22 protein-coding genes are annotated in these 22,645 nt (G+C 38.9%); 18 read left to right on the top strand and 4 right to left on the bottom strand.

The features are described 5' to 3' along the window. Window positions 1–2: 2 nt before the first annotated feature. Complete coding sequence (locus NE257_RS05545; RefSeq protein ID WP_007208046.1) at window positions 3–224, bottom strand: ferredoxin; 222 nt, start codon at window positions 222–224, stop codon at window positions 3–5. Window positions 225–253: 29 nt separating this feature from the next. Here NE257_RS05545 and NE257_RS05540 point away from each other — a divergent pair, with 29 nt between their 5' ends. The 7 genes from NE257_RS05540 to NE257_RS05510 all read left to right on the top strand — a co-directional run bounded on the left by NE257_RS05540 (window position 254) and on the right by NE257_RS05510 (window position 6,437). Next, complete coding sequence (locus NE257_RS05540; protein ID WP_251885970.1) at window positions 254–1,255, top strand: helix-turn-helix domain-containing protein; 1,002 nt, start codon at window positions 254–256, stop codon at window positions 1,253–1,255. Next, window positions 1,239–2,582 carry a RecQ family ATP-dependent DNA helicase gene (locus NE257_RS05535; protein ID WP_251851750.1) on the top strand — a complete coding sequence of 448 codons (1,344 nt, stop codon included), beginning with the start codon at window positions 1,239–1,241 and terminating at the stop codon, window positions 2,580–2,582. The genes NE257_RS05540 and NE257_RS05535 overlap by 17 nt, the downstream gene beginning before the upstream one ends. 79 nt (window positions 2,583–2,661) lie before the next feature. Continuing rightward, entirely contained in the window at window positions 2,662–3,234 is a 573-nt protein-coding gene (locus tag NE257_RS05530) for an SAG1386/EF1546 family surface-associated protein (RefSeq protein WP_251869847.1), read from the top strand. 49 nt (window positions 3,235–3,283) lie between these two features. Next, window positions 3,284–3,967 (top strand): (d)CMP kinase, encoded by a 684-nt coding sequence (gene cmk, locus NE257_RS05525; protein WP_251885969.1) that lies wholly within the window; start codon window positions 3,284–3,286, stop codon window positions 3,965–3,967. Between the two features lie 234 nt (window positions 3,968–4,201). Further along, window positions 4,202–5,749 (top strand): daptomycin-sensing surface protein LiaX, encoded by a 1,548-nt coding sequence (gene liaX / locus NE257_RS05520; RefSeq protein ID WP_251885968.1) that lies wholly within the window; start codon window positions 4,202–4,204, stop codon window positions 5,747–5,749. Between the two features lie 20 nt (window positions 5,750–5,769). Continuing rightward, window positions 5,770–6,078, top strand: coding sequence for a PspC domain-containing protein (locus NE257_RS05515; protein WP_251851748.1), 309 nt, complete (start codon window positions 5,770–5,772; stop codon window positions 6,076–6,078). Then, complete coding sequence (locus NE257_RS05510) at window positions 6,078–6,437, top strand: phage holin family protein (RefSeq protein ID WP_040366440.1); 360 nt, start codon at window positions 6,078–6,080, stop codon at window positions 6,435–6,437. The genes NE257_RS05515 and NE257_RS05510 overlap by 1 nt, the downstream gene beginning before the upstream one ends. A gap of 152 nt (window positions 6,438–6,589) precedes the next feature. On the opposite strand, the gene NE257_RS05505 is transcribed toward NE257_RS05510, so the two are convergent. Next, on the bottom strand, window positions 6,590–8,290 hold the full coding sequence (locus NE257_RS05505; protein ID WP_251885967.1) for a M3 family oligoendopeptidase: 1,701 nt from the start codon (window positions 8,288–8,290) through the stop codon (window positions 6,590–6,592). Between the two features lie 128 nt (window positions 8,291–8,418). On the opposite strand from NE257_RS05505, the gene hprK reads away from it, so the two are divergent. From hprK to NE257_RS05475, 6 genes are all read left to right on the top strand, one after another. Beyond that, window positions 8,419–9,354 (top strand): HPr(Ser) kinase/phosphatase, encoded by a 936-nt coding sequence (gene hprK, locus NE257_RS05500; protein WP_007208055.1) that lies wholly within the window; start codon window positions 8,419–8,421, stop codon window positions 9,352–9,354. Window positions 9,355–9,369: 15 nt separating this feature from the next. Beyond that, window positions 9,370–10,200 carry a prolipoprotein diacylglyceryl transferase gene (gene lgt / locus NE257_RS05495; protein ID WP_251885966.1) on the top strand — a complete coding sequence of 277 codons (831 nt, stop codon included), beginning with the start codon at window positions 9,370–9,372 and terminating at the stop codon, window positions 10,198–10,200. Then, a complete protein-coding gene (locus NE257_RS05490) occupies window positions 10,188–11,237 on the top strand; it encodes an NAD(P)H-dependent glycerol-3-phosphate dehydrogenase (RefSeq protein WP_251885965.1) in 1,050 nt (349 codons plus the stop codon). The genes lgt and NE257_RS05490 overlap by 13 nt, the downstream gene beginning before the upstream one ends. A 16-nt stretch (window positions 11,238–11,253) precedes the next feature. Then, entirely contained in the window at window positions 11,254–12,165 is a 912-nt protein-coding gene (galU, locus tag NE257_RS05485) for a UTP--glucose-1-phosphate uridylyltransferase GalU (protein WP_251851745.1), read from the top strand. A 159-nt stretch (window positions 12,166–12,324) separates the two neighbouring features. Beyond that, entirely contained in the window at window positions 12,325–12,771 is a 447-nt protein-coding gene (locus NE257_RS05480; protein WP_007208059.1) for a DUF948 domain-containing protein, read from the top strand. A 24-nt stretch (window positions 12,772–12,795) separates the two neighbouring features. Further along, window positions 12,796–13,476, top strand: coding sequence for a YtxH domain-containing protein (locus tag NE257_RS05475; RefSeq protein WP_007208060.1), 681 nt, complete (start codon window positions 12,796–12,798; stop codon window positions 13,474–13,476). A 73-nt stretch (window positions 13,477–13,549) separates the two neighbouring features. Here NE257_RS05475 and NE257_RS05470 read toward each other — a convergent pair whose 3' ends face one another. Then, window positions 13,550–14,653: an aminopeptidase P family protein gene (locus tag NE257_RS05470; RefSeq protein ID WP_251885964.1), complete on the bottom strand. Its 1,104-nt coding sequence runs from the start codon at window positions 14,651–14,653 to the stop codon at window positions 13,550–13,552. Between the two features lie 186 nt (window positions 14,654–14,839). Here NE257_RS05470 and ccpA point away from each other — a divergent pair, with 186 nt between their 5' ends. Further along, window positions 14,840–15,841 carry a catabolite control protein A gene (ccpA, locus tag NE257_RS05465; protein WP_040366454.1) on the top strand — a complete coding sequence of 334 codons (1,002 nt, stop codon included), beginning with the start codon at window positions 14,840–14,842 and terminating at the stop codon, window positions 15,839–15,841. Between the two features lie 194 nt (window positions 15,842–16,035). On the opposite strand, the gene NE257_RS05460 is transcribed toward ccpA, so the two are convergent. Next, entirely contained in the window at window positions 16,036–18,360 is a 2,325-nt protein-coding gene (locus NE257_RS05460; RefSeq protein WP_040366456.1) for a transglycosylase domain-containing protein, read from the bottom strand. 165 nt (window positions 18,361–18,525) lie between these two features. On the opposite strand from NE257_RS05460, the gene tyrS reads away from it, so the two are divergent. From tyrS to NE257_RS05440, 4 genes are all read left to right on the top strand, one after another. Further along, window positions 18,526–19,791 (top strand): tyrosine--tRNA ligase, encoded by a 1,266-nt coding sequence (tyrS, locus tag NE257_RS05455; protein ID WP_251885963.1) that lies wholly within the window; start codon window positions 18,526–18,528, stop codon window positions 19,789–19,791. An 80-nt stretch (window positions 19,792–19,871) separates the two neighbouring features. Continuing rightward, the gene (locus NE257_RS05450) at window positions 19,872–20,771 is read left to right on the top strand and encodes a deoxyribonuclease IV (protein ID WP_007208066.1); all 900 of its coding nucleotides are present in this window, start codon (window positions 19,872–19,874) and stop codon (window positions 20,769–20,771) included. Window positions 20,772–20,842: 71 nt separating this feature from the next. Further along, window positions 20,843–21,748 carry an ABC transporter ATP-binding protein gene (locus NE257_RS05445; RefSeq protein ID WP_007208067.1) on the top strand — a complete coding sequence of 302 codons (906 nt, stop codon included), beginning with the start codon at window positions 20,843–20,845 and terminating at the stop codon, window positions 21,746–21,748. Further along, on the top strand, window positions 21,748–22,566 hold the full coding sequence (locus NE257_RS05440) for an ABC transporter permease (protein ID WP_007208068.1): 819 nt from the start codon (window positions 21,748–21,750) through the stop codon (window positions 22,564–22,566). Before NE257_RS05445 ends, NE257_RS05440 begins: the two co-directional genes overlap by 1 nt. Window positions 22,567–22,645: the final 79 nt, after the last annotated feature.

Here is a 22,645-nt window from a genome sequence, read left to right as displayed (position 1 = left end):
AGTTATTCTTTTTCAATGAGAATTGCACGAACTGGGCATTTTTGATAAGCTTTCAGAGTAGCATCATACTGATCGTTGGCGATATATTGATGAGTTGATGTTGGTTCTTGTGTGAATAAGACAATGCCTTCTTCATCATAGTCAAAAATTTCAGGAGCATAGACAGCACATAACCCACAAGCGATGCATCGTTCTTTCACTAAAGAACAAGTTAGTGAAGACATAAATAGACCTACTTTCTTGAGGTGATTTAATGGAACAACTTATTTTAGCGATATTACGAGAAAAGGACAAGCTGAAACTATCGACACTCTACCAAATTTTGATTGGCAAGCGGACTTCATCAACGATTTGCTATGCGTTTTTCCATGATTTACTCGCATATTTTGGTTGTTTGACGCAACTAGAAGAAGAATCATGGTATCACACGTGTCAGAAGTTAGCAAAACGTGGCAAAGTGGAGCTAGAAGATGGACATATTTCATTGACGGGTCAAATGAATGAAAACCGAGCGGATTTTGTATTGCCGGGCCATATAAATTTTTATCGGTTCGGCAAAGTTGACGGTGTCGGCTGGCGCTTGATGCAGTTTTTTGTGCAACAGGTGACAACGAATGGAGAGCACCGGTCACTAGAGAACGGCTCATTCTATAGTTATGAAGTACAAAAGATACTTGCATCACGAGTCGGTCAAGCGAAAGAAGAAGTATACGTTGAATTACAGGAAGCTTTTCAACATTTCTCAGATTCCGAGGCGAATCTACTCGCGCGGACACTCATTGGTAATAAACAAATAGGAGAAACATTTTATCAGATACTGGATGATGACCTAGACACTCTTACGAAAAGACTGCTACAAGCAAATGCTACACATCAGTTTTATCAGTACTTTTTGCAAAGACCCGATTCACTCATCCATGAGTTACTTAAAGATTGGTATCGCATGGGCTTGAATCAGAGCTTACTCCTCACTAGAGAATTGTTTCTTGCTGGGGCTAATGTTCAAGAAATTGCCGCAAGACGGCATTTAAAGGAAAGTACGGTGCGTGATCACCTAATAGAATGGGCTGTCAATGACCCAAATTTTCCATTTGATTCCTTTGATTTTTCAAAAGTAGCGTCTCAGCTAGACCCACTACCGTTGTCCGTTTGGCTACAAAATTATAAAGAAGTGAATCAAAGAGAACGGATTGATTTTCTATCCTTTCGCTTATATCAAATAAAAAGGAAGCATGAGCATGGAGCTAACCAATGAATTGCAGCGTTTATTTGGCTTAACGGCATTTCGCCCTGGTCAACAAGAATGTATCGAATCACTTTTGGCAGGCCATGATACACTAGCACAACTGCCAACAGGGACTGGAAAAAGTTTGTGCTACCAGCTGACAGGGTATCTAAAGGACGGACTGGTAATTGTTGTTTCACCATTGATTTCTTTGATGGAAGATCAGGTGAATCGCCTGCTAGAACTCGGCGAGACGCGAGTCGTATGTATCAATAGTAATTCCTTGCCGGAAGAAAGAAATGAGTTTATTCGGCGATTGCCAATGATCAAGTTTTTGTTTTTGAGTCCAGAGATGATTCAAAATAAAACGATAGTCACTCATCTCAAAAGACAAAAAATTGCGTTGTTTGTCGTCGACGAGGCGCACTGTATTTCCCAGTGGGGGTTTGATTTTCGTCCAGAGTATCGTTTATTAGGCGATGTGAAAAAGGATTTAGGCAATCCACTGACGCTTGCACTGACGGCTACTGCTACAGCGAAAGTGCGAGCGGATATTAAGCAGGTGCTTTTGACAAAAAACGCCAATGAATATGTCTTTTCAATTGATCGTCCGAATATTTCTCTATTCGTCAAAAAAAGTGAAAATAAAATGGCGGACTTAGCGGATTTATTGGCAAAAATTGATCAACCAGCGATTATTTATTGCTCCACTAGAAAAAAAGTGGAGGAACTCTATGCTCAATTTGCCAAGCAATTTCGCATTGGCTACTATCACGGAGGACTCAACACGGGTGAAAGAAGTCTATTGCAAAGGCAATTTAAAGAAAATCACTTACAAGTATTGATTGCTACCAATGCTTTTGGTATGGGGATTGACAAACCGGATATCCGCTACGTCATTCATTATGATTTACCAGATAGTGTGGAAAATTATGTGCAAGAAATGGGCAGAGCGGGGCGTGATGGGCAAGAGAGTTTTGCTATTCTTCTATATGAAGAAGGGGACGAACGCATTCACTATTATTTCCAAGAACAGGCTAAAAATGACTGGCAAAAAAGAGTAGACAATGATGATATGACAAACGAAGCAAAGAAAATCAGTCAAGCTCAACACACAGTTGAAGCGCATCAATTCGAGAAAAAGAAAAAACTACTGGACATGCTTGACTATCTGGAAGAAAAAAAGTGTCGGCGACGTTATTTGCTTCGCTATTTTGGTGAAACGATGAGTGAGAAGCCAGAAGTTTGTTGTGATTTGGATGGTGCCCAAATACTCCTTGGCACGAACCGCCAACGAAGAAAAGCCAAGTCTGAGGAAAGTTGGCAAAAAATTTTAGAAAAAATTTTTAAAGAATAATAATTGGTACGATTTTCTTTTCCACTCCTACTTTCCCTATGGTATAATGATTCGGAAAGCTTAGCAGGAGGGAATCAAATTGAACAAACGAAGCAACCGTAATCAAAAAGACAATCTCAATTCAAAAGAACCTTGGGATCAACCCATTTATGACTCCGAGTCATCAGAGTCTTATTCTCGCTCTTCTCAACATCGACAAAAAAGAGGGAATACGTTATTTCTTTCTGTGGTTTTATTTATTCTGTTTCTGTGTGTAGCGATACCAACAGTCGTTGGGATTTGGATAGTCCAACAAAAGAATGAAGCAGCCTCTGCTATCAGCTCAACAGCATCAAGTCAAACAACGCAGACTTCGGTGACAGCAACGACCACATCTGCATCGACTTCATCTTCAGCTTCTGAGACAATTGAATCATCAACAGCTGCAAGTTCATCGACAGATTCTGCATCTTCAAGTACGACTAGCGAAAGTCAAGATACATCAAGTAGCACGTCGGAAGTTAGTGGAGATACGATTACAGTATTATCAGGTGAAGGACCGAATCAAATTGCGGCACGTGCTGGCATTTCGGTCGATAAATTATTGGAATTAAACGGTATGACATTACAAAATTATTTCTTTTCACCAGGTCAAGAAGTAAAAATCAAATAAAAACCGCCACTCGCGGTTTTTTTTAATGGCAAAGAAAGGTGATTAAAGCTTGAAAAAAATTAATATAGCAATTGATGGTCCGGCCTCTTCAGGTAAGAGTACCGTTGCTAAAATTTTAGCAAATGATTATGGATTTATTTATACAGATACAGGTGCGATGTATCGTAGTGTCACTTTGATGGCTATTAAGGCAGGGGTAGCGTTCACTGATGAAGATGCATTGGTTCAACTGATTCATGAAAATGCCATTTCATTCAAGCAGACCGACCAAGGTCAATTGGTCTTTATTAATGACAACAATGTCACAGAAGACATTCGCCAACCCGAAGTGACCAATAATGTTTCCGAAGTCTCTGCTCATGAAGCGGTGCGACGGGAGCTCGTAAAAAAACAACAAGAAATTGCAAAAGCAAGCGGCGTTGTCATGGATGGACGTGACATCGGGACAGCAGTCTTACCGAATGCTGAGGTCAAAATATTTTTAGTAGCAAGTGTCGTTGAACGAGCCGAGCGAAGATACAAAGAAAACCAAAGCAAAGGCATCATGACAGACTTTCAAACATTAAAAGAAGAAATCGAACACCGAGACTTATTGGACTCAACAAGAAAGATTTCGCCCTTGAAAAAAGCAGCTGACGCTGAATTACTTGATACAACAGGTATGACAATTCAACAAGTAGTGACAAGCATCAAAGAAATCGTCAAAAAGAAACTAGCCGAAATCGTGAGTTAATGATTTTGGATGATAGTTGCTAATAAGTCCACTTTAAATGGTGAGGCAGAAAAAATAAGACCATAAATCCAAAAGTTTGAGAAATAACTGCCGGATTTGATGGTCTTTTGTCTGTAGATAAGAAATTGACCCACTCTCTTTTATAAGTTGGTACTTAAGACCTATGTCAATTGTCTTCTTACTTGGCATAATAAGGATGTAAGAAAGATATACAAATTGATAGGAGGCATTTCCATGAATGAAAGAGAACGTATTTTAGATTTAGTCAAAAAAGGTGTACTCTCGACGGAAGAAGCCTTAGATTTACTTGAAAGTATCGCAAAAGAAAAAGATGCTTCACAAATCAAAAGGGCTGCAGAAGAAGTTAAAGCAAACAACAATGCAAGTGATAAAATAGCAGATAAGACAATTGAAGAGTTGGAAATGGAAGACGAAGAAAACTTGGAGGCCATTTTAGAATCTTTGGCACAAAAAGCAACGCAAGCATCGGCAGAACTAGATGAGCTTTCTGTTGAATTAGACGGAGTAGCTAAGGAACAAGCTGAGGTAGCGGAGCAATTGATGCAACTAAATACCAAAGAAGAACTTGGTGAATTAACCGCAGATGAGCAAAGACAACGGCAAGCGCTAGAGCAAGAAAGCAAAGACTTGACAGAAGCTGCTGAAGAGCTAAAAGCAGAAAAAGAAGCGGTTGAGGATCAAGTCAAATCGATTCGGAAACAACAATGGAAACAAACCAAAGAAAAAGTAAGCCAAAAGTTTGATATTCCAGATGATTGGCGTGAACAAGCCAATGAAAAATTAAATCAAGCTAACGAGACATTGAATCAAGTCAGCGACAAACTGCTAAAAAATGGGTCGAAATTAGGCAAAACATTTATCAAAACTATCCAAACATTGACGGATACGATTGGCGAAAATGTTGAGTGGAAAAATATTCACGTCAAAGTTCCTGGAGTGGCAGCAACGAAATTCGAAAAAACCTATGAATTTCCAGCCTCAGAAGCGACTCTGATCGACATGAAAGTAGCTAATGGGAAGATTGAAGTAAAACAATCACTTGATGATACTGTCAAGATTGAAGCTGCGATTAAATTATATGGAAAACTAACAGGTGAAGATCCAGAAGAAGTCTTTGCCAATCGCAGTCAGGTGTCAGTCGATGAAGAACGAATCAGTATCCAAATTCCGAACAAACGCATTCGAGCGGATTTGGTCATCTACTTACCAGCAAAGACGTATGATCATGTATCAATCAAAACGTTAAATGGTGAACTTGATATTAAAGATTTAGAAGCCAAAGATGTCTATTTTAAATCGACTAATGGCAACATTAACTTGCAAGAACTCTCGGCAACAATGCTTGAAATTGAAGGAGTTAATGGTGAAATGAATGTGCAATCTGGAACAATTCGCGATATGGTGATCGAGTCAGTCAATGGTGGCATTTCCATCACGACAACACCAGAAACAGCTGCTATTTCATTAGTGAACGGCGATATTAAATGCTCATTTTCAAAAGAGAGCTTACGTCAATTAAAGGCAACTTCAGTCAATGGTAATATTAAATTAGCTGTGCCCGTGACTATCGGATTAAATGGTACAGCCAAAACAAGCATGGGCTCTATTCAAAGTCGCCTGACCCACTACGAAGTGATTCGTGAGAAGAAAGAAAAAATGAATCAATTACTAGATTTTGAACGAGTAAATGAAGAGATGGCTACGATTGATTTAGGCACAACAACAGGAACAATCTATCTAAAAGATACCCAATCATTATAATCAAAAGAAAGGTGAAAGATATGAAAAAAAGATTAGTGAAATCCTCTGATAATAAAGTCATCTCAGGTGTATTAGGAGGAATTGCAGAATTTTTCAATATCGATCCAACCATTGTACGTGTGGTTTTCGTGCTTCTTGCAGTCTTCTCTCGCTTGTTTCCGGCATTTCTCATTTATGTCTGTCTAGCTTTAGTGATGCCTAGTAATCATACGCGAGCTGGTGGCTACGGACATGACAATGAGTACTATCAAAAAAATGATCCGACTAGAAGAGCAAAACGGAAAACAGCTGAAAAAGTAGAAGAAGATGATGATTGGAGTGATTTCTAGTGACTTATTTGCAACGACTGGTTATGAATATGTTAACATTCATTTCTTTATCCGTGTTGTTGCCGCAAATGATTCACGTTGAAAGCATCATGACGGCATTGGTGGCAAGCTTTATTTTATCGATATTAAACGGATTCATCCGTCCAATACTATCGATTCTTGCCTTTCCTCTGACATTGTTAACTCTCGGTTTGTTTACCTTTGTTGTGAATGCTGCGATGCTACAGATGACTGCGAGTGTAATGGGTGATAGCCGTTTTGGCTTTTCTTCATTCGGCGCGTCTATCTTGATTTCAGTAGTAATGTCTGTTATCAATATGATTGTGACAGAGCATCATTTAGAAAAACTAACTAAATAAACCATTCCCCTAAAAAGCTGAATCAGAATTGTTCAGCTACAAAAAAGACCAGGAAATCCGAAAGTTGTATCTCAAACTTTTTTGGATTTCCTGGTTTTTTTATAGTAATTAATTTTATGTTGTTCTATTGTGAACGGGACAGAATGATGTCTCTAGGCTAATGTCTCTTCAGATACTCCACTTAAGTAGTCTTCCACTGCGAGAATTGTTTGATCAAGGGCACCTTTTTCAAACGGCGATTGCAACTTACCAGTAGCCAAAATCTCAAGAAATGTTTGGGTACCGCCGACTTTACAAATAGCAAGATAATCATTCCACGCAGTATCTTCTTGGTCAACATGGAATTTTTTCCAAAATTGGAAAGCACATACTTGCGCCAATGTATAATCGATATAATAAAATGGAGAGTTAAAGATATGTCCTTGACGATACCAATACGTTCCACGATCCAAATCACTTAATTCACTGTAGTCTCGTTCAGGACAATATTGTTTTTCTAGTTCACGCCAGCAGTTTTTGCGATCAGCTGCGTGCCATTCTGGGTGGCTATAGACTTCTTGTTGGAAGTGATCGACTAACACACCATATGGTAAGAATTGCAATGCACTTGCCAAGTGAGCAAATTTATATTTATCTGTATCTTCTTTAAAGAAGCCACCCATCCAAGGCCAAGCGATGAATTCCATCGACATCGAATGAATCTCACATGATTCATAATTAGGGAATACGATTTCTGGTTCTTTGATCCATCGTGATTCAAAACATTGGAAGGCATGACCGGCTTCGTGCGTCAAAACATCAACATCATGTGACGTGCCATTAAAATTAGCAAAGATAAATGGTGATTGATAGTCCTGGATAAATGTACAATATCCACCAGATTGTTTGCCGCGTTTGCTTAATAAGTCTAATAACCCATGATTTACCATAAAGTCAAAGAATTCACCGGTCTCAGGTGAAAGTTCATGGTACATTTTTTGCGCGTGAGCGACTAATTCATCCGGTGTACCTTTAGGAGTAGCGTTCCCACTTGGGAAATCTAAGCTTAAATCATAAAATTGTAGATGGTCAAGTTGGTTTCTTTGTGCTTGTCTCGCGTATAATTTCTGAGTCACAGGGACCACTTTTGTCAAAATCTCATGGCGATACGTTTCGATCATCGCACGATCATAGTCCCAACGATTCATCATGACATCGGCAAACTCTACGTAATTCTTAAAGCCTAATGTATGGGCAATTTTTGTCCGGACATGTACCATCTCATCATAAATGCGATCAATTTCTGCTTCGTTGTCACGATAAAATGCTGAAATTTTGGTTTGTGCTTGTTTACGGACTTCTCGTTCTTTTGACTGTGCGAAGGGAGCCATTTGTGGCAATGTGTATATATTTCCCTCAAACTCAATTTGGGCAGAAGCAATTAATTTGGCGTATTCTGAAGACAGTTGGTTTTCCTTTTGCTTAAATGGAATGACGGATTCATCAAAGATTTTTACGCGACTCTCTGCAAACAAAAAGAGCGTCTCAGGATATTTCTCTTTTAGTTCAGGCAAAAGAGGAGAAGAGAGCAATGCTTGATAAAATTGAAAATCCAATGATTCAAAATGAGGTGTGTATTCATTCCAGAAATCATCTTCCGCTTGGTAGAAAGAATCATTGGTATTGATTGAATAGCGGATACTCGCCAAATTGGCAGCCGTATCTATCGTACCTCTAAATGTATTTAAAGTATCTAGTGCGTTTGAAGCTTCCTCTAAAGTCGTAGCTTCTTTGAGTGTTTGCACGCCAGCTAAGTAGTTTGTTTTGTATTGTTCATAGTCTGGTCTTTGGTAATTGTATTCTGAAAAATTCATAGTGTTTGACGCCTCCTTTATAGGTAAAATGATAGCATAAAATGACAAATAATTGATAAGAATATATGAATTTCAAGATTGTAATGATAAAATAAATACGAACATGTCAAAAGAAAAGAGGGTTAGAAATGACAGAGTCTGTGAAACTAAGTGAATTAACACAAGCATTAAACTTGGAAATTGTTACTGGAAATGACGAAGCAATGGACCGTTCCGTGTTTACTAGTGATATTTCAAGACCTGGATTAGAATTAACTGGTTATTTTTCGTATTATTCAAATGATCGCCTACAATTATTCGGGAACAAAGAGATTACCTTTGCCCAACGTATGATGCCAGAAGAGCGTCTGATGATTTTGCGCCGGTTGTGTTCTGATGAGACACCTGGCTTTATTGTTTCAAGAAATTTACCCGTACCTGAAGAAATGATTCAAGCTTGTCAAGAGCATCAAATTGCCATCTTACGGTCGAAAGCATCGACTTCAAGATTACTAGGTGAAATGTCTAGCTACCTAGATGAGCAATTAGCGACTCGTACCAGTGTGCATGGTGTATTGGTAGATGTATATGGGCTAGGTGTTTTGATTCAAGGAGACAGCGGGATTGGTAAGAGTGAAACGGCGCTTGAACTAATTAAGCGTGGCCATCGGTTGATTGCCGATGATCGCGTCGATGTATATAAAAAAGACGATTTAAACTTAGTCGGGGAACCACCAAAAATTTTGGAGCACTTAATTGAAATTCGTGGGATTGGTATTATTGATGTCATGAATCTTTTTGGTGCGAGTGCAGTTCGTGGTTCTATGCAAGTCCAATTAGTCGTATATTTGGAAAATTGGGCGAAAGATAAAAAATATGATCGCCTGGGAACTTCTGATGAAACTGTCAATATTGGTTCAGTTGATGTTCCTCAAATCAAAATTCCTGTTAAAACAGGTCGAAACGTGGCAATTATCATTGAAGTTGCGGCGATGAATTACCGTGCACGATCCATGGGGTATGATGCAACGAAAGCATTTGAAGAACGCTTGAGTCGTTTGATTGAAGAAAACTCTAGCAATTAAAGGGAGAGACGTGAAATGTTGTCATATGTAAACCGAGTCGCATTTGAGCTTTTTGGCTTATCAGTTTATTGGTATGCGATCATCATTGTTTCCGGAGTTATTTTGGCTATTTTTTTGAGCTCGCGTGAAGCACAACGAGTGGGAATGAGACGAGACGACGTTTCCGATTTTATGTTACTGGGCTTGCCACTAGCGTTTATTGGTGCCCGCTTGTATTATATTTTATTTGACCTACAGCCATATTTACAAGATCCGATCCAAGTATTTAATATTCGTTCTGGTGGTCTAGCAATCTATGGAGGGTTAATTGCTGGTTTTTTATGGTTGGTTTATTTTTGTTACCGACAAGTGATTCCTTTGTGGACTTTTTTAGATATTGCAGCACCAAGTGTCATGATTGCTCAATCAATCGGACGCTGGGGGAATTTTATGAATCACGAAGCATATGGTGGCAAGACGACCTTAGACTTTCTACAATCGATTCATATTCCTAATTTTATTATTGAAAACATGTATATTGACGGAGCTTACCGTCAACCGACCTTTTTATATGAGTCATTATGGACATTCATCGGCTTTTTTGTTCTGATATTTTTACGTAAAAAAACCGGTTCACTTAAACAAGGTGAAGTAGCGATTAGTTATGTGATTTGGTATAGCTTCGGTCGGATGTTTATTGAAGGTATGAGAACAGATAGTCTGTATTTGTATGGTGATATCCGAGTTTCACAATTATTGTCACTGCTTTTATTTATTGGAGCAATCATCGTTTTCATCTGGAGAAGAAAAAAAACAACGTTAAAACCATATCTTCGCAGTTATGGACCTGACGAATGGTTAGTATAGAAAGAGGGAAAACATTGGAAAAACAACGTATTGCAGTCTTAGGACCTGGTTCATGGGGCACAGCCTTAGCACAGGTCTTAGCTGAAAATGGTCATGAGGTAACTATCTGGGGGAATAAACCAGAGCAAATTGCAGAAATCAATGAACGACATACCAATGCTCATTACTTACCAAATCTTCAGATGGCACCGTCCATTCGGGGGGAATTTTCTTTGGAACGTGCCATTGATAGAGCGGATGCTATTTTATTTGTTTTGCCGACCAAGGCCATTCGCTCTGTAGCAAAAAAAGTCAATCAATTGATTCAAAACCAACCCCACATTGTCCATGCATCGAAAGGACTTGAACAAGGGAGCCATAAGCGCATCTCAGAAATTTTGGACGAAGAAATTTCACCAAAAAATCGTGCAGAAATTGTTGTCTTATCAGGACCAAGTCACGCTGAAGAAGTATCTGTGCATGATATTACGACGATTACGGCAGCAAGCGCGGACCAAACAGGCGCATTATATGTGCAGTCATTATTTATGAATGATTATTTCCGAATTTATACCAATACCGATGTCATTGGTGTTGAGACAGGAGCAGCGTTGAAAAACATCATTGCAATTGGGGCCGGCGCTTTGGCTGGATTGGGCTTTGGCGATGATGCCAAAGCAGCCATCATGACTCGCGGTTTAGCGGAAATTAGTCGTTTAGGTGTCGCAATGGGCGCCAATCCGTTAACTTTTATTGGTCTGAGTGGTGTTGGTGATTTGATTGTTACCTGTACAAGTGTTCATTCGCGTAATTGGCGTGCAGGAAACCTTTTAGGTAAAGGTCATACATTGGATGAAGTCTTGGCCAACATGGGAATGGTAGTCGAAGGTGTCTCCACTACAAAGGCGGCCAAAGAATTAGCGGATATGCTAAAAGTAGAAATGCCTATCACAGAAAGTATTTATCAAGTGCTCTATGAAGGAAAAGATATCCAACAAGCTGCACGTGATATTATGTTACGTGACGGAAAAATCGAAAATGAATTTTCAATCGAATGACAAAGGAGTAGACAAAATGAAAGTAAAGAAAGCAGTTATTCCAGCAGCTGGGTTAGGTACACGATTTTTACCAGCTACCAAAGCAATGGCAAAGGAAATGTTACCAATTGTCGATAAACCAACGATTCAATTTATTGTTGAAGAAGCATTAAAGTCAGGCATCGAAGATATTTTAATTGTCACAGGCAAAGGCAAACGCCCGATTGAGGATCATTTTGATGCGAATCTTGAGTTAGAAATGAATTTGAAAGAGAAAGGCAAAGAAGATTTACTAAAATTAGTAGAAGAAACCACCGATGTCAATCTTCATTTTATTCGCCAATCGCACCCATTAGGATTAGGACATGCCGTATTACAAGCCAAAGCATTTGTCGGTAATGAACCTTTTATTGTTATGTTAGGCGATGACTTAATGGACGATACCATTCCATTAACCCAACAATTGATTAATGATTACGATGCTACTCACGCTTCAACGATCGCGGTGATGGAAATTCCGCATAAAGACACTTCAAAATATGGCATTATTAATCCTGGAGAACAAGTGAATCCAGGACTATACAATGTGAAAAATTTTGTTGAAAAGCCAGAGCCTGATCAAGCACCGAGTGATCTAGCAATCATCGGTCGTTATTTGTTAACACCTGAAATTTTTGATGTTTTAGAAAATCAAAAACCTGGTGCAGGCAATGAAATTCAACTAACAGATGCCATTGATACCTTGAATCAGACCCAACGAGTATTTGCCCGTGAATTCAAAGGCAAACGTTACGATGTGGGTGATAAATTTGGCTTTATGAAAACAAGTATTGAATACGGCTTAATTCATCCAGAAGTAAAAGAAAAACTACGCTCGTTCATCATTGAGTTAGGAAAAGAATTAAGCGCAGAAGATCAACCAATAACTTCTTCTGAGGATAACGAATAAATGTTAAACACCCTACATTGAAAAATTGTCGGGTGTTTTTTTGTAAAAATAATTGATTTGTTATCGAGTGAAAGATGATTGTTGAAATAGAAAATGTTTGTCGAATGATTTGGGAAATGCTATGCTTATAAAAAGAGTAAGTTTGGAAGGAGCGTTAGTATGTCAATTGGTGGACTTGCTGCGATGATTGCAGCAATCGCGTTTGCAGTATTGGTTTTATTTTTAGTTAAGGTGCTTTTAAAAGTATCAAAAACAATGGATCAAGTGAACCGGACTGTTGAGACGGCAAATGAAACAATTACCATTATTACAAAAGATGCAGATATTCTCTCAAAAGAGGTCGAAGGCTTACTAGTAAAGAGCAATGCGTTGTTACTGGACGTCAATGAAAAAGTGTCAACCATTGATCCTCTTTTTACAGCAGTCGCTGACTTAGGGACTTCAGTATCTGATTTGAATCAATCTAGCCGCAATTTGGTGACGCGTGTCGGCTCTTTAGGTAGAACGACGGCAAAAGCAACAGTGGCCGGTAAAGTGGGGCAGGCAGCCTCTAAATACTTCTCAAAACGCAAATCATCAACAGAAAGTGAAACAACAAAAGCATAATGAACTATTAAGGAGGAAATAGACATGGGTAAAACAGGAGGTTTCATATTAGGTGCAGTCATTGGTGGAACAGCTGCTGCTGTCACCGCGTTATTATTAGCACCCGAATCAGGAAAAGAATTACGTGGAAAATTAGCGAAGCAAGTCGATGACTTATTAGATGTCGCATCGGACTATTCAGATATTGCCAAAGATCGCGGCGTTGATTTTGCCAACCTAGCAAAAGAAAAAGCCAATCAATTTGCGCAACAAGCCGATGATTTAGCCGGTACAATCAAAGACAAATCATTAGGTTCAGTGAACGATATTCAAGAGAATTCAGCGGACCTTGTCGATACGTTAAAGCAACAAGCCGACGATTTGTCGAATCGCTTGAGAAAAGCGACAAATAAAGTAACCGATAAAGTCGCAGAAGGCAAAGCAGAAGTGGCAGATCAAACGGAAGATATTATTATTGAAGTGAAAGATGCCCAAGCTGACGTTAAAGATGCAGTAATTGACGCTAAAGAAGAAGTAAGTTCACAAGCACAGTCTACTATAGATGCGAGTAAAGCAGACTTAGCAAAAAATAAAGACGACGTAGCAGACAAAGCAGCAGAAATGAAGCAAGATGCCAAAGTGACTGCAGAAGAAACCAAAAAAGAGGGTCAAGAAATTGCGGATCTCTTAAAACAAGAAATTAAAGAAGAAGTCAACAAAGAGTAAAAAAGCCCAGAAAATCCAAAAGTTTGAAGCTAACTTTTGGATTTTCTGGGCTTTTTGCTTAACGCTGATCGGTTTAATGTAACGTAAGTAGTTTTTTGGAAGTTTTGGTAAAAGGTTCGCAGCCATCTGAGGTGACATGAACACAGTCCTCGATTCGGACACCTACTTTGCCAGGAATATAGATGCCAGGTTCCAATGAAAAACACATGCCTTCTTCAATTATTAAGTCATTTCCCGCAACTAATGAAGGATACTCATGAACAGACATGCCCAATCCATGCCCCAAACGGTGGGTAAAGTATTCTCCATAGCCGGCTTCTGAAATTACCTCACGGGCGACACAATCAAGATACTCGGCAGTCACGCCAGGCTTCACGGCTTTTTGCGCAGCGAGCTGGGCATTTAAAACTACATTGTATACTTCTTGTTGTAAGGAGGTTGGTTCACCAAATGACACGGTTCTAGTTGCATCAGAGCAATATCCTTTCCAGACAACCCCTAGATCAAATAGAACAAGTTCATTTTCTTTGACCTGATTGGCTCCAGGCGTTCCGTGAGGGTTTGCAGCATTTGTTCCTGCTAAGACCAACGTATCAAATGACATTTGAGAAACGCCACGACGCTTTAATTGGTATTCAATTTCAGCTACGATTTCTTGTTCAGAAACGCCTGCCTTAACTGCGGAAAAGCCAATTTCAAAGGCAACATCAGCCCAATGACCTGCCTCAAGTAGCGTAGTGATTTCGTCGGCTGTCTTTTTGAGTTGCATCGTTTCAATAACTGGTGTTAAATTAGCTGAAAAAGAAACGTTTGGAAACAAATCAGTCAGAATTTCGTAACGATCTAAAGAAAGCGATCCTTTTTCTAAACCGATTGAATCAAGTGAAGGATAGCGATGTAGCAATTCTTTCTTAATTTTTTCATAAGGATTTTCATTATCCAAGTAGCCGATTACATCATATTGCCAAGAACTATTTTTAGCTGGTTCAGCATCCAGAGCAGGTGTAAATAAAAAAGGATCAGTAGTTGCCGAGATAAATAAGCCTAAAATTCGTTCATGCGGGTCGCTTTCAAAGCCGCTCAGATAGGCGATGGTTGTAGGGTTTGATAGATAAGCAGCACTAATGCTGTTTGCTTGTAAATAGGATTGTAATTCAGTAAGCTTTGTACGATTCATGTTCAGTCCTTCTTTCTTAGAAATCACTTTATTTTATCACTTCTTATATTTAATTCAAATTGAGAGCAAACAAATTGTTTCATGGAAACTAGAATTAAAACGGTTGCATATTAAAGCTATATTTGCTATTCTTATTTAGAAATGTAAATAAGATTTTCTGAAAAAAAGCAGAATGGAGCAATAATGATGGAAAAGCAAACAATTACTATTTATGACGTTGCCAGAGAAGCCAATGTCTCTATGGCTACAGTCTCTCGCGTTGTAAATGGCAACCCTAATGTTAAACCAGTAACACGAAAAAAAGTATTGGATGTAATCGATCGCTTAGATTATCGACCGAATGCAGTCGCACGAGGATTGGCTAGTAAAAAAACAACGACAGTCGGAGTAATTATCCCAGATGTAAGCAACATGTTCTTTGCTTCTTTAGCACGTGGGATTGACGATGTCGCAACAATGTACAAATACAATATTATTTTAGCAAACTCAGATGGCGATAGCATAAAAGAAGTCAATGTATTAAATAATTTATTAGCTAAGCAAGTGGACGGAATCATCTTTATGGGTCACCGTATTACGGATGAAATTCGTGGCGAATTTTCTCGTTCGAAAACACCAGTTGTCCTAGCAGGTTCGATTGATCCTGATGAGCAAGTAGGTAGTGTCAATATTGACTATACTTCAGCCACTCATGATGCAGTTGCGACTTTGGCAAACAATGACAATAAGAAGATTGCGTTTATCAGTGGTGCGTTGATTGATCCAATTAACGGTCAAAATCGCTTAAATGGGTACAAATCTGCCTTGAAAGACTCAGGTATTGAATACAATGAAGGCTTAATCTTCGAAGCGCCATATAGCTTCAAAAATGGGTTAGATTTAGTCGATCGAGTGCTAAATAGTGGGGCCACTGCAGCCTATGTGACGGATGATGAATTAGCGATTGGTTTATTAGATGGTTTAATTGACCGTGGCATTACAGTACCAGACGAATTTGAAATTATCACAAGCAATAACTCTTTACTGACAGATGTCTCTCGTCCGAGACTGTCAAGCGTGAGTCAACCACTGTATGACTTAGGTGCTGTATCCATGCGACTTTTAACAAAGATGATGAATAAAGAAGAAATCGAACAAAAAACGATTACTTTACCATATAGTATTATTACAAAAGGTTCATCAAAATAACTAAACTTATTTTGAACTACTAAATTCGTATCAAAAAGTGGCTAGAATTTGCTGCTTTAACAAAAAGCCATACAATCCAAAAAGGTGGAAATTAATTATTTCTTTGTCCTAGATAGGGGTAGCATATCAAAAATCACTTCTGGATTGTATGGTTTTTTCTTATAGCTGATCATTTCATTCTATATTAGTTCGTGCTACTTTTTCGTTGATGTGGCCCCTTTTTGCCAAGCGCTCAGATAATTACTATCCGTACCGCCAATACCAAACTTAAATTGAGAATCACTAACAGCTGATTTCGCCCAATAGGAAGTTGTTGTAGCAGTAGGTAGGGTATACGTCGTGCCATTAAATGTCACTGTTTTGACATTCTTTTCACCTGTAAACGTATTGACTTTTTCTTTTTTCACAGATGAATCAAGTGTGAATTTCTTCGTGACCCCAATCGTATCAGGTGATGATTGATAGATGGCATTTGCAAGATTCGCCATATACGTAGCCTGACGTAAGCTAGCACCTTCATCAGACGCTGTTCCATCGTCATGGCCAGTCCAGCTACTTAACGTTATAGATGGTGTCGATACGACTAACCAAGAGTCCTTGTAGTCATTGGTCGTACCAGTTTTTCCTACCCAATCCGCATTTCCTAACGTGCTATTCAAAGCAGTTAATAATGGTTTATATTTTGATGTAATATTACTTGTAAGCACGCTACGCATCAAATCATTCATGATTGATGCAGTTGCTTTTGAGTATACTTGCACTGGATCTTCTTCGTGTTCATAAATGGTATGCCCACTTGAATCGGTAATCGATGAGATCATATAAGCATCTTGATACACACCACCGTTGGCAAGTGTCTGGAAGCCACTCGTTTGCTCAAGGACAGTTAAGTCGACTACTCCTAAAGGTGCCGATGGATAGGTCCACTGATCAACATCTGGATAATTCATTTTGGCTAAATAATTATCATAGACGTAGCTTGTGGAGCCTTCTTTATTCAAGGTGTTTTGATAAATTTGATAAGCAGGAATATTGTTTGACCAAGAAATTGCTTCCCGAACAGTCTGGAAGGTATTCATATTGTATTGAGTAGCATTGACGACTTGTTCATCACTGTCACTACTTGTACCGCCCCAAGTTGTCGCGTAGTTTGATACCCGTGTCTCGGTACCAATCAAGCCTAAATCTATCGCCGGTGCGTATACGAGTGCCGGCTTAATCGCTGATCCGGCTTGACGCTCAGCTGAGAAAGCGTGGTTGAACTGATTGGTTGAAAAATCTCGTCCTCCGACAAAGCCAATGATGCGACCAGTTTGATTATTCATTAATACATTTCCGACTTCGACTGTTCCATTGCCATCATCCAATTGATACCCATAAGTGGCTGCTGCATCTTGCATCGCTTGATAGATGGTTTTATCAATTGTAGAGTGAATGGTGTAACCGCCATTAATGATTTTTTGCTCTGCTAATGTTTCATAAGCTTCTTTTACTTCATCTTTGGCATATTCTTTTTCACTAATTTTGGCTTCTTCGGCTAATTGTTTACCCAAGACGGATTTTGCTTCATCCATTACGGCATAATACAAAAAGCTTTGCTCATTTGTATTTGCTGCTGCTTGAGGTAAGAAATCACTTTTAAGATCATATGCCTTAGCTTCTTCGTATTCTTTTTTGGTAATCGCATTGTTACGATACATACTAAAAAGAACAAAATCCTTGCGTTTTAATCCTAACGATACATCGTCTTTAATGGAGCCATCACTATTATATGGGCTATAACTGATAGGACTTTGTGGGAGTCCCGCAATAAATGCAGCCTGTGCAAGGTTCAATTTACTCGCATCCACACCAAAAATCCCTTTGGCCGCTTCTTGCACGCCGGCGATGTTTTCTCCTTTATTGTTTCTTCCAAAAGGGGAGACATTTAGATACATGGTAAGAATTTCATCTTTGGAAAAATTCTTGTCAACTAAGTGAGCCAAAATAATTTCATTGGCCTTGCGCTTAAAGGTCGTCTCATCTGTCAGCATTTGTTGCTTTACAAGTTGCTGTGTTAAAGTCGATCCACCACTGCTACCAATGCCGGTAACTTCTGATACAAGTGCTCGAATAACGGCTTTTGGAACATAACCTTGATGTTCATAGAAGTTTTCATCTTCAGTAGAGACAATTGCTTTCTTTAATAGATCAGAGATTTGATCAGATGCCACTGTTTTTCGCTGTAAGTCTGAATTGACGGTAGCGATTGCTGTATCATCGGCATAGGTTAAAAGGGAAGTCTGGGAAAGATTCCCAAGCTCCTGATTCATCGTCTCTTTAGAAGGTAACTCGGTATCTTCTACTAAGTAGGCAAAATAACCAGTGCCGATACCAAGGCCAAATGCGCCTGCTAAGACAATCAGGCTAACAATAACCAAAAAGAGTGATTGGAGAACACGGACGACCACGTTCGTATAAAAGAGAACGCCGTGTGTTGCTGATTGCGATTTGTTGTTTTTTTTAGGTTTCTGGGCCAAAAAAGTCACCTCAGTTTCAATTTATTCTGTCCAATTATAACAAAAAAATGAGAGAAAGAATAGGTAGAGTGTTTCAAGCAAATTGAAAAATCTGCTTAAAACTCTTTGCAACGGCTAAATTATCAGTTAATATGTGTAATGAGTATGTATTTGGGAGGAATGAACATGAGTTCTGATTTTTTTCAAGAACTAAAAGATCGTGGTTTGGTTTTCCAAACGACAGATGAAGCAGCATTAGAAAAACAATTAAATGAAGAGTCCGTGAAATTATATGTAGGATTTGATCCGACTGCAGATAGTTTGCATATTGGACACTTGTTACCAATTCTTATGTTACGCCGTTTTCAACTTCAAGGACACGTGCCAATCGCATTAGTCGGTGGCGGAACTGGGATGATTGGTGATCCCTCTTTTAAAGATCAAGAGCGTCAATTGAATACCTTATCGATTGTCCAAGAGTGGTCCCAAAGCATCAAAGATCAATTGTCTCGCTTTATTGATTTTGATGATGAAAAGGCTCCGGCTGTCCTTGCGAATAACTATGACTGGCTTGGATCAATTTCGTTGATTGATTTTCTTCGTGATGTCGGTAAAAACTTTACGATTAATTATATGATGAGTAAAGAAAGTGTCAAACGACGAATTGAAAGTGGTATTTCTTACACTGAGTTTGCCTACCAATTACTACAAGCGTACGATTTCTTAAAACTTTATGAAAACCATGGCTGTTTATTGCAATTAGGTGGTAGCGATCAATGGGGAAATATTACTTCAGGGATTGAATTGTTGCGTCGTGAGAAAGAAGTCCAAGGTTTTGGTTTGACGATGCCACTAATTACCAAAGCAGATGGCACAAAATTTGGTAAAACTGAAGGAAATGCAGTTTGGCTAGATCCAGAAAAGACGACGCCTTATGAATTCTACCAATTTTGGATCAATACTGATGACCGCGATGCCATCAAATTCTTGAAATACTTTACGTTTTTATCTTTAACTGAAATTACGGCTATTGAACAAGAATTTACCGCTGCACCTGAATCGCGTGTAGCGCAAAAAGCTCTTGCCAAAGAAGTAACAACTTTGGTTCATGGAGAAGAAAAATATCGTCAAGCAGTTCATATCTCACAAGCGCTATTTAGTGGAGAACTAAAAACATTATCAAGTGAAGAAATCTCACAAGGGTTTAAAGGTGTGCCAAGTTATGAAATCACGACCGAAGATGGTTCACAACTATTGGATTTATTAGTTGCATCAAAAATTGTTTCTTCTCGTCGACAAGCACGCGAAGATTTGCAAAATGGGGCCATCTATGTCAATGGTGACCGCATTCAATCAGTGGATTACGAGTTACGTGAGGAAGACAAATTATCTGGGAAACACACGATTATTCGTAGAGGGAAAAAGAAATATTTCTTATTTACTTTTGCCTAAGAATGGTGTGAGAACAATGGAGACGAGTAAAAGAGAATGATTATTTTCTTTGCTCGTTTTTTTTAGAATGGAGGAAAACGATGTTAATTGGGTCGCATGTATCCATGAGTGGAAAGAAAATGTTATTGCAATCAGCAGAAGATGCGGCAAGTTATGGTGAATCTACGTTTATGATTTACACCGGAGCGCCGCAAAATACACGGAGAAAACCAATTGAAGAATTAAATATTGAGGCAGGGAAAGCTTACATGGCCGAACACGGCTTAAGTAATATCGTTGTTCATGCACCGTATATTATTAATTTAGGCAATACAACGAAACCGCAAAACTTTGGCTTTGCCGTTAATTTTTTAAGAGAAGAAATTGTGCGCGCAACGGCATTAGGTGCCAAACAAATTACCTTACACCCAGGTGCGCATGTCGGTGCTGGCGTCGACGCTGGCTTGACACAAATTATCAAAGGACTAAATGAAGTACTTGAAAAAGACCAAGTACCTCAGATTGCGTTGGAAACGATGGCTGGTAAGGGCACCGAATTGGGAAGAACCTTTGAAGAATTAGCAACGATTATCGACGGTGTGACTTTAAATGAAAAATTGTCAGTTACCCTCGACACTTGTCATACACATGACGCAGGGTACAATATTCGTGAGGATTTCGATGGCGTCCTAGAAGAGTTCGATAAAATTATTGGCTTAGATCGGTTGAAAGTAATTCACGTCAACGATTCAAAGAACCCTCAAGGATCACATAAAGATCGTCACGCCAACATTGGCTTTGGTACGATTGGCTTTGACGCGCTGTGCAAAGTTGTCCATCATCCGAAATTAGCCGAGTTGCCAAAAATTTTAGAAACGCCTTTTGTAGGAGAAGATAAAAAAGATAAAAAGCCGCCGTATAAATACGAAATTGCGATGTTAAAGAAAAAAGAGTTTGATCCACAACTCTTAGAAAAAATTCTCGCAAACGAACAATATTGAAAGCTTGTGCAATAGCACTTGCTTTTTTTTATTGGTTTGATACGCTTAAATAGAAAGAAAGTGGGGAGTCTATGGAAAACATCCTAGAAGTGCAAAATGTCCAAAAGAAAATTGGCTCAAAAATCATTATTGATGAAGTAAGTTTCCATGTACCGAAAGGAAAGATTGTCGGATTACTCGGACCAAATGGAGCTGGCAAAACTACTCTTATTCGGATGATTGTCGGTTTAATGCGTCTGTCACAAGGTGAAATTATCATCGCCAATCATTCATTGAAAAAAACTTACCGCCAAGCAATTGCCGAAGTCGGAGCGATTGTGGAAAATCCTGAATTTTATAATTATATGAGCGGCATGGACAATTTAATGCAATATGCACGCATGTCCAAAAAGAAAGTCATGCCTGAAGAAATTTTAGCCATTATCAAACAAGTTCATTTAGAAGATCATATTGGAAAAAAAGTAAAGACGTATTCATTAGGGATGCGCCAAAGATTGGGTGTCGCACAAGCGCTGATTCACCACCCCTCACTCCTTGTATTGGATGAGCCGATGAATGGCTTGGATCCGATGGGGATGAAGGAATTTCGAGAAATGATTCGTGACTTAAAGAACAAAGGGTTATCGGTCATTCTCTCTAGTCATCAACTCAGTGATATTGAACTAGTTGCCGATGAGTTGGTTATTGTCCAAAACGGCAAAGTCACACACCAAGTGTCGATGAATGAGTTAAAAAATCAACAGCTAACCATGATTATTGAGTCGCAAAAAACGGAAGAAGTCATTCGCTTTTTGCGACAAGAAGGAGTAGCCGTTGAACAACACAGTAAGCAAATTTGGGTGACTTTGGAGCAAGACATTCGCGTCTCTCTACTGAAAGACTTGGTCGAAAACGATTTGGCTATTTCTGCCTATTATCCAAAAGTAGCTTCACTAGAAGAGGTCTTTTTGGATTGGACAAAAGAGGGGGGATTATAATGGGCTCATTACTAGTAAATGAATGGCTTAAATTAGCCAAGAAAAAATCAACCATTTTTTTGTTTCTATTTTTAATTGTCGCTACATTTGGCATTACCTATCTGATGAAGCTTGCTCAAGCTTCAGTTGACGGACCGCAAAGTTTTGCAGAACTATCTGGGGTTAGCTCCTTTTTAAATTTAGTCATTGTCATTCTGGCGGCATCTACTGTGGCAGAAGAATTTTCAAAGGGCACGATCAAATTTTTACTCATTCGACCGTTTACAAGAAGTCAGATTTTGTTCTCTAAATGGCTTGTATGTATGGCATATGGCCTAGTAGGTACGATCATTTTAGGAATTAGTAGTTTTTTTGCGAGTATTATTTTCTTAAAACAAGGCTCTTATACTGCTAGCATGACAAGCTTTGGAGGGTGGAATGCGATTGAAGTTGCTCTTTTATATGGCGCAACCAATTTGTTAATGTTGGTTTTTTATGTATCGATTACTTTATTTATTTCAGCGGTGATACGGTCACAGGCACTAGCGGTCGGGCTAGGTATTGGTGTTCTTTTTGGCTCGTCGATGATGAATGCTCTCTTATTTATTATTATGGCAAAGCATTCTTGGTTACGCTGGAATCCATTCAATCTCTTAAATATTCGCGAGCTCATTCTTGATTTTATTCAAATGCTTGGAGGAACAAAATCATGGACGAGTGCATCTGATATGTATCTTTTGACCTATTGGCAGATGGGAATTGGAATTTTGGTAATTAGTGCAATCATTTATTTCATCACCAATTGGTTGTTTACGAAACGAGACGTCGCTTTAAATTAAGATTAAATGGCAAAGTGCAAGAAGTCTCTTCTTTAAAATTTTGCCATTTGTCTTTTTTTTTGACGACACTTCTAGTAGA

Source organism: Enterococcus italicus (genome assembly GCF_023743875.1).
Taxonomy (GTDB): domain Bacteria; phylum Bacillota; class Bacilli; order Lactobacillales; family Enterococcaceae; genus Enterococcus_G; species Enterococcus_G italicus.
Note: the sequence above shows the minus strand (reverse complement) of the source record. Positions and strands in the feature narration are given on the sequence as shown.

Excerpts from the sequence above, each read along its gene's own strand:
- NE257_RS05545 (WP_007208046.1), bottom strand. The coding sequence starts at position 224 with ATGTCTTCACTAACTTGTTCTTTAGTGAAAGAACGATGCATCGCTTGT.
- NE257_RS05540 (WP_251885970.1), top strand. The coding sequence starts at position 254 with ATGGAACAACTTATTTTAGCGATATTACGAGAAAAGGACAAGCTGAAA.
- NE257_RS05535 (WP_251851750.1), top strand. The coding sequence starts at position 1,239 with ATGGAGCTAACCAATGAATTGCAGCGTTTATTTGGCTTAACGGCATTT.
- liaX (WP_251885968.1), top strand. The coding sequence starts at position 4,202 with ATGAATGAAAGAGAACGTATTTTAGATTTAGTCAAAAAAGGTGTACTC.
- NE257_RS05515 (WP_251851748.1), top strand. The coding sequence starts at position 5,770 with ATGAAAAAAAGATTAGTGAAATCCTCTGATAATAAAGTCATCTCAGGT.
- NE257_RS05505 (WP_251885967.1), bottom strand. The coding sequence starts at position 8,290 with ATGAATTTTTCAGAATACAATTACCAAAGACCAGACTATGAACAATAC.
- hprK (WP_007208055.1), top strand. The coding sequence starts at position 8,419 with ATGACAGAGTCTGTGAAACTAAGTGAATTAACACAAGCATTAAACTTG.
- lgt (WP_251885966.1), top strand. The coding sequence starts at position 9,370 with ATGTTGTCATATGTAAACCGAGTCGCATTTGAGCTTTTTGGCTTATCA.
- NE257_RS05490 (WP_251885965.1), top strand. The coding sequence starts at position 10,188 with ATGGTTAGTATAGAAAGAGGGAAAACATTGGAAAAACAACGTATTGCA.
- galU (WP_251851745.1), top strand. The coding sequence starts at position 11,254 with ATGAAAGTAAAGAAAGCAGTTATTCCAGCAGCTGGGTTAGGTACACGA.
- NE257_RS05480 (WP_007208059.1), top strand. The coding sequence starts at position 12,325 with ATGTCAATTGGTGGACTTGCTGCGATGATTGCAGCAATCGCGTTTGCA.
- NE257_RS05475 (WP_007208060.1), top strand. The coding sequence starts at position 12,796 with ATGGGTAAAACAGGAGGTTTCATATTAGGTGCAGTCATTGGTGGAACA.
- NE257_RS05470 (WP_251885964.1), bottom strand. The coding sequence starts at position 14,653 with ATGAATCGTACAAAGCTTACTGAATTACAATCCTATTTACAAGCAAAC.
- ccpA (WP_040366454.1), top strand. The coding sequence starts at position 14,840 with ATGGAAAAGCAAACAATTACTATTTATGACGTTGCCAGAGAAGCCAAT.
- tyrS (WP_251885963.1), top strand. The coding sequence starts at position 18,526 with ATGAGTTCTGATTTTTTTCAAGAACTAAAAGATCGTGGTTTGGTTTTC.
- NE257_RS05450 (WP_007208066.1), top strand. The coding sequence starts at position 19,872 with ATGTTAATTGGGTCGCATGTATCCATGAGTGGAAAGAAAATGTTATTG.
- NE257_RS05445 (WP_007208067.1), top strand. The coding sequence starts at position 20,843 with ATGGAAAACATCCTAGAAGTGCAAAATGTCCAAAAGAAAATTGGCTCA.
- NE257_RS05440 (WP_007208068.1), top strand. The coding sequence starts at position 21,748 with ATGGGCTCATTACTAGTAAATGAATGGCTTAAATTAGCCAAGAAAAAA.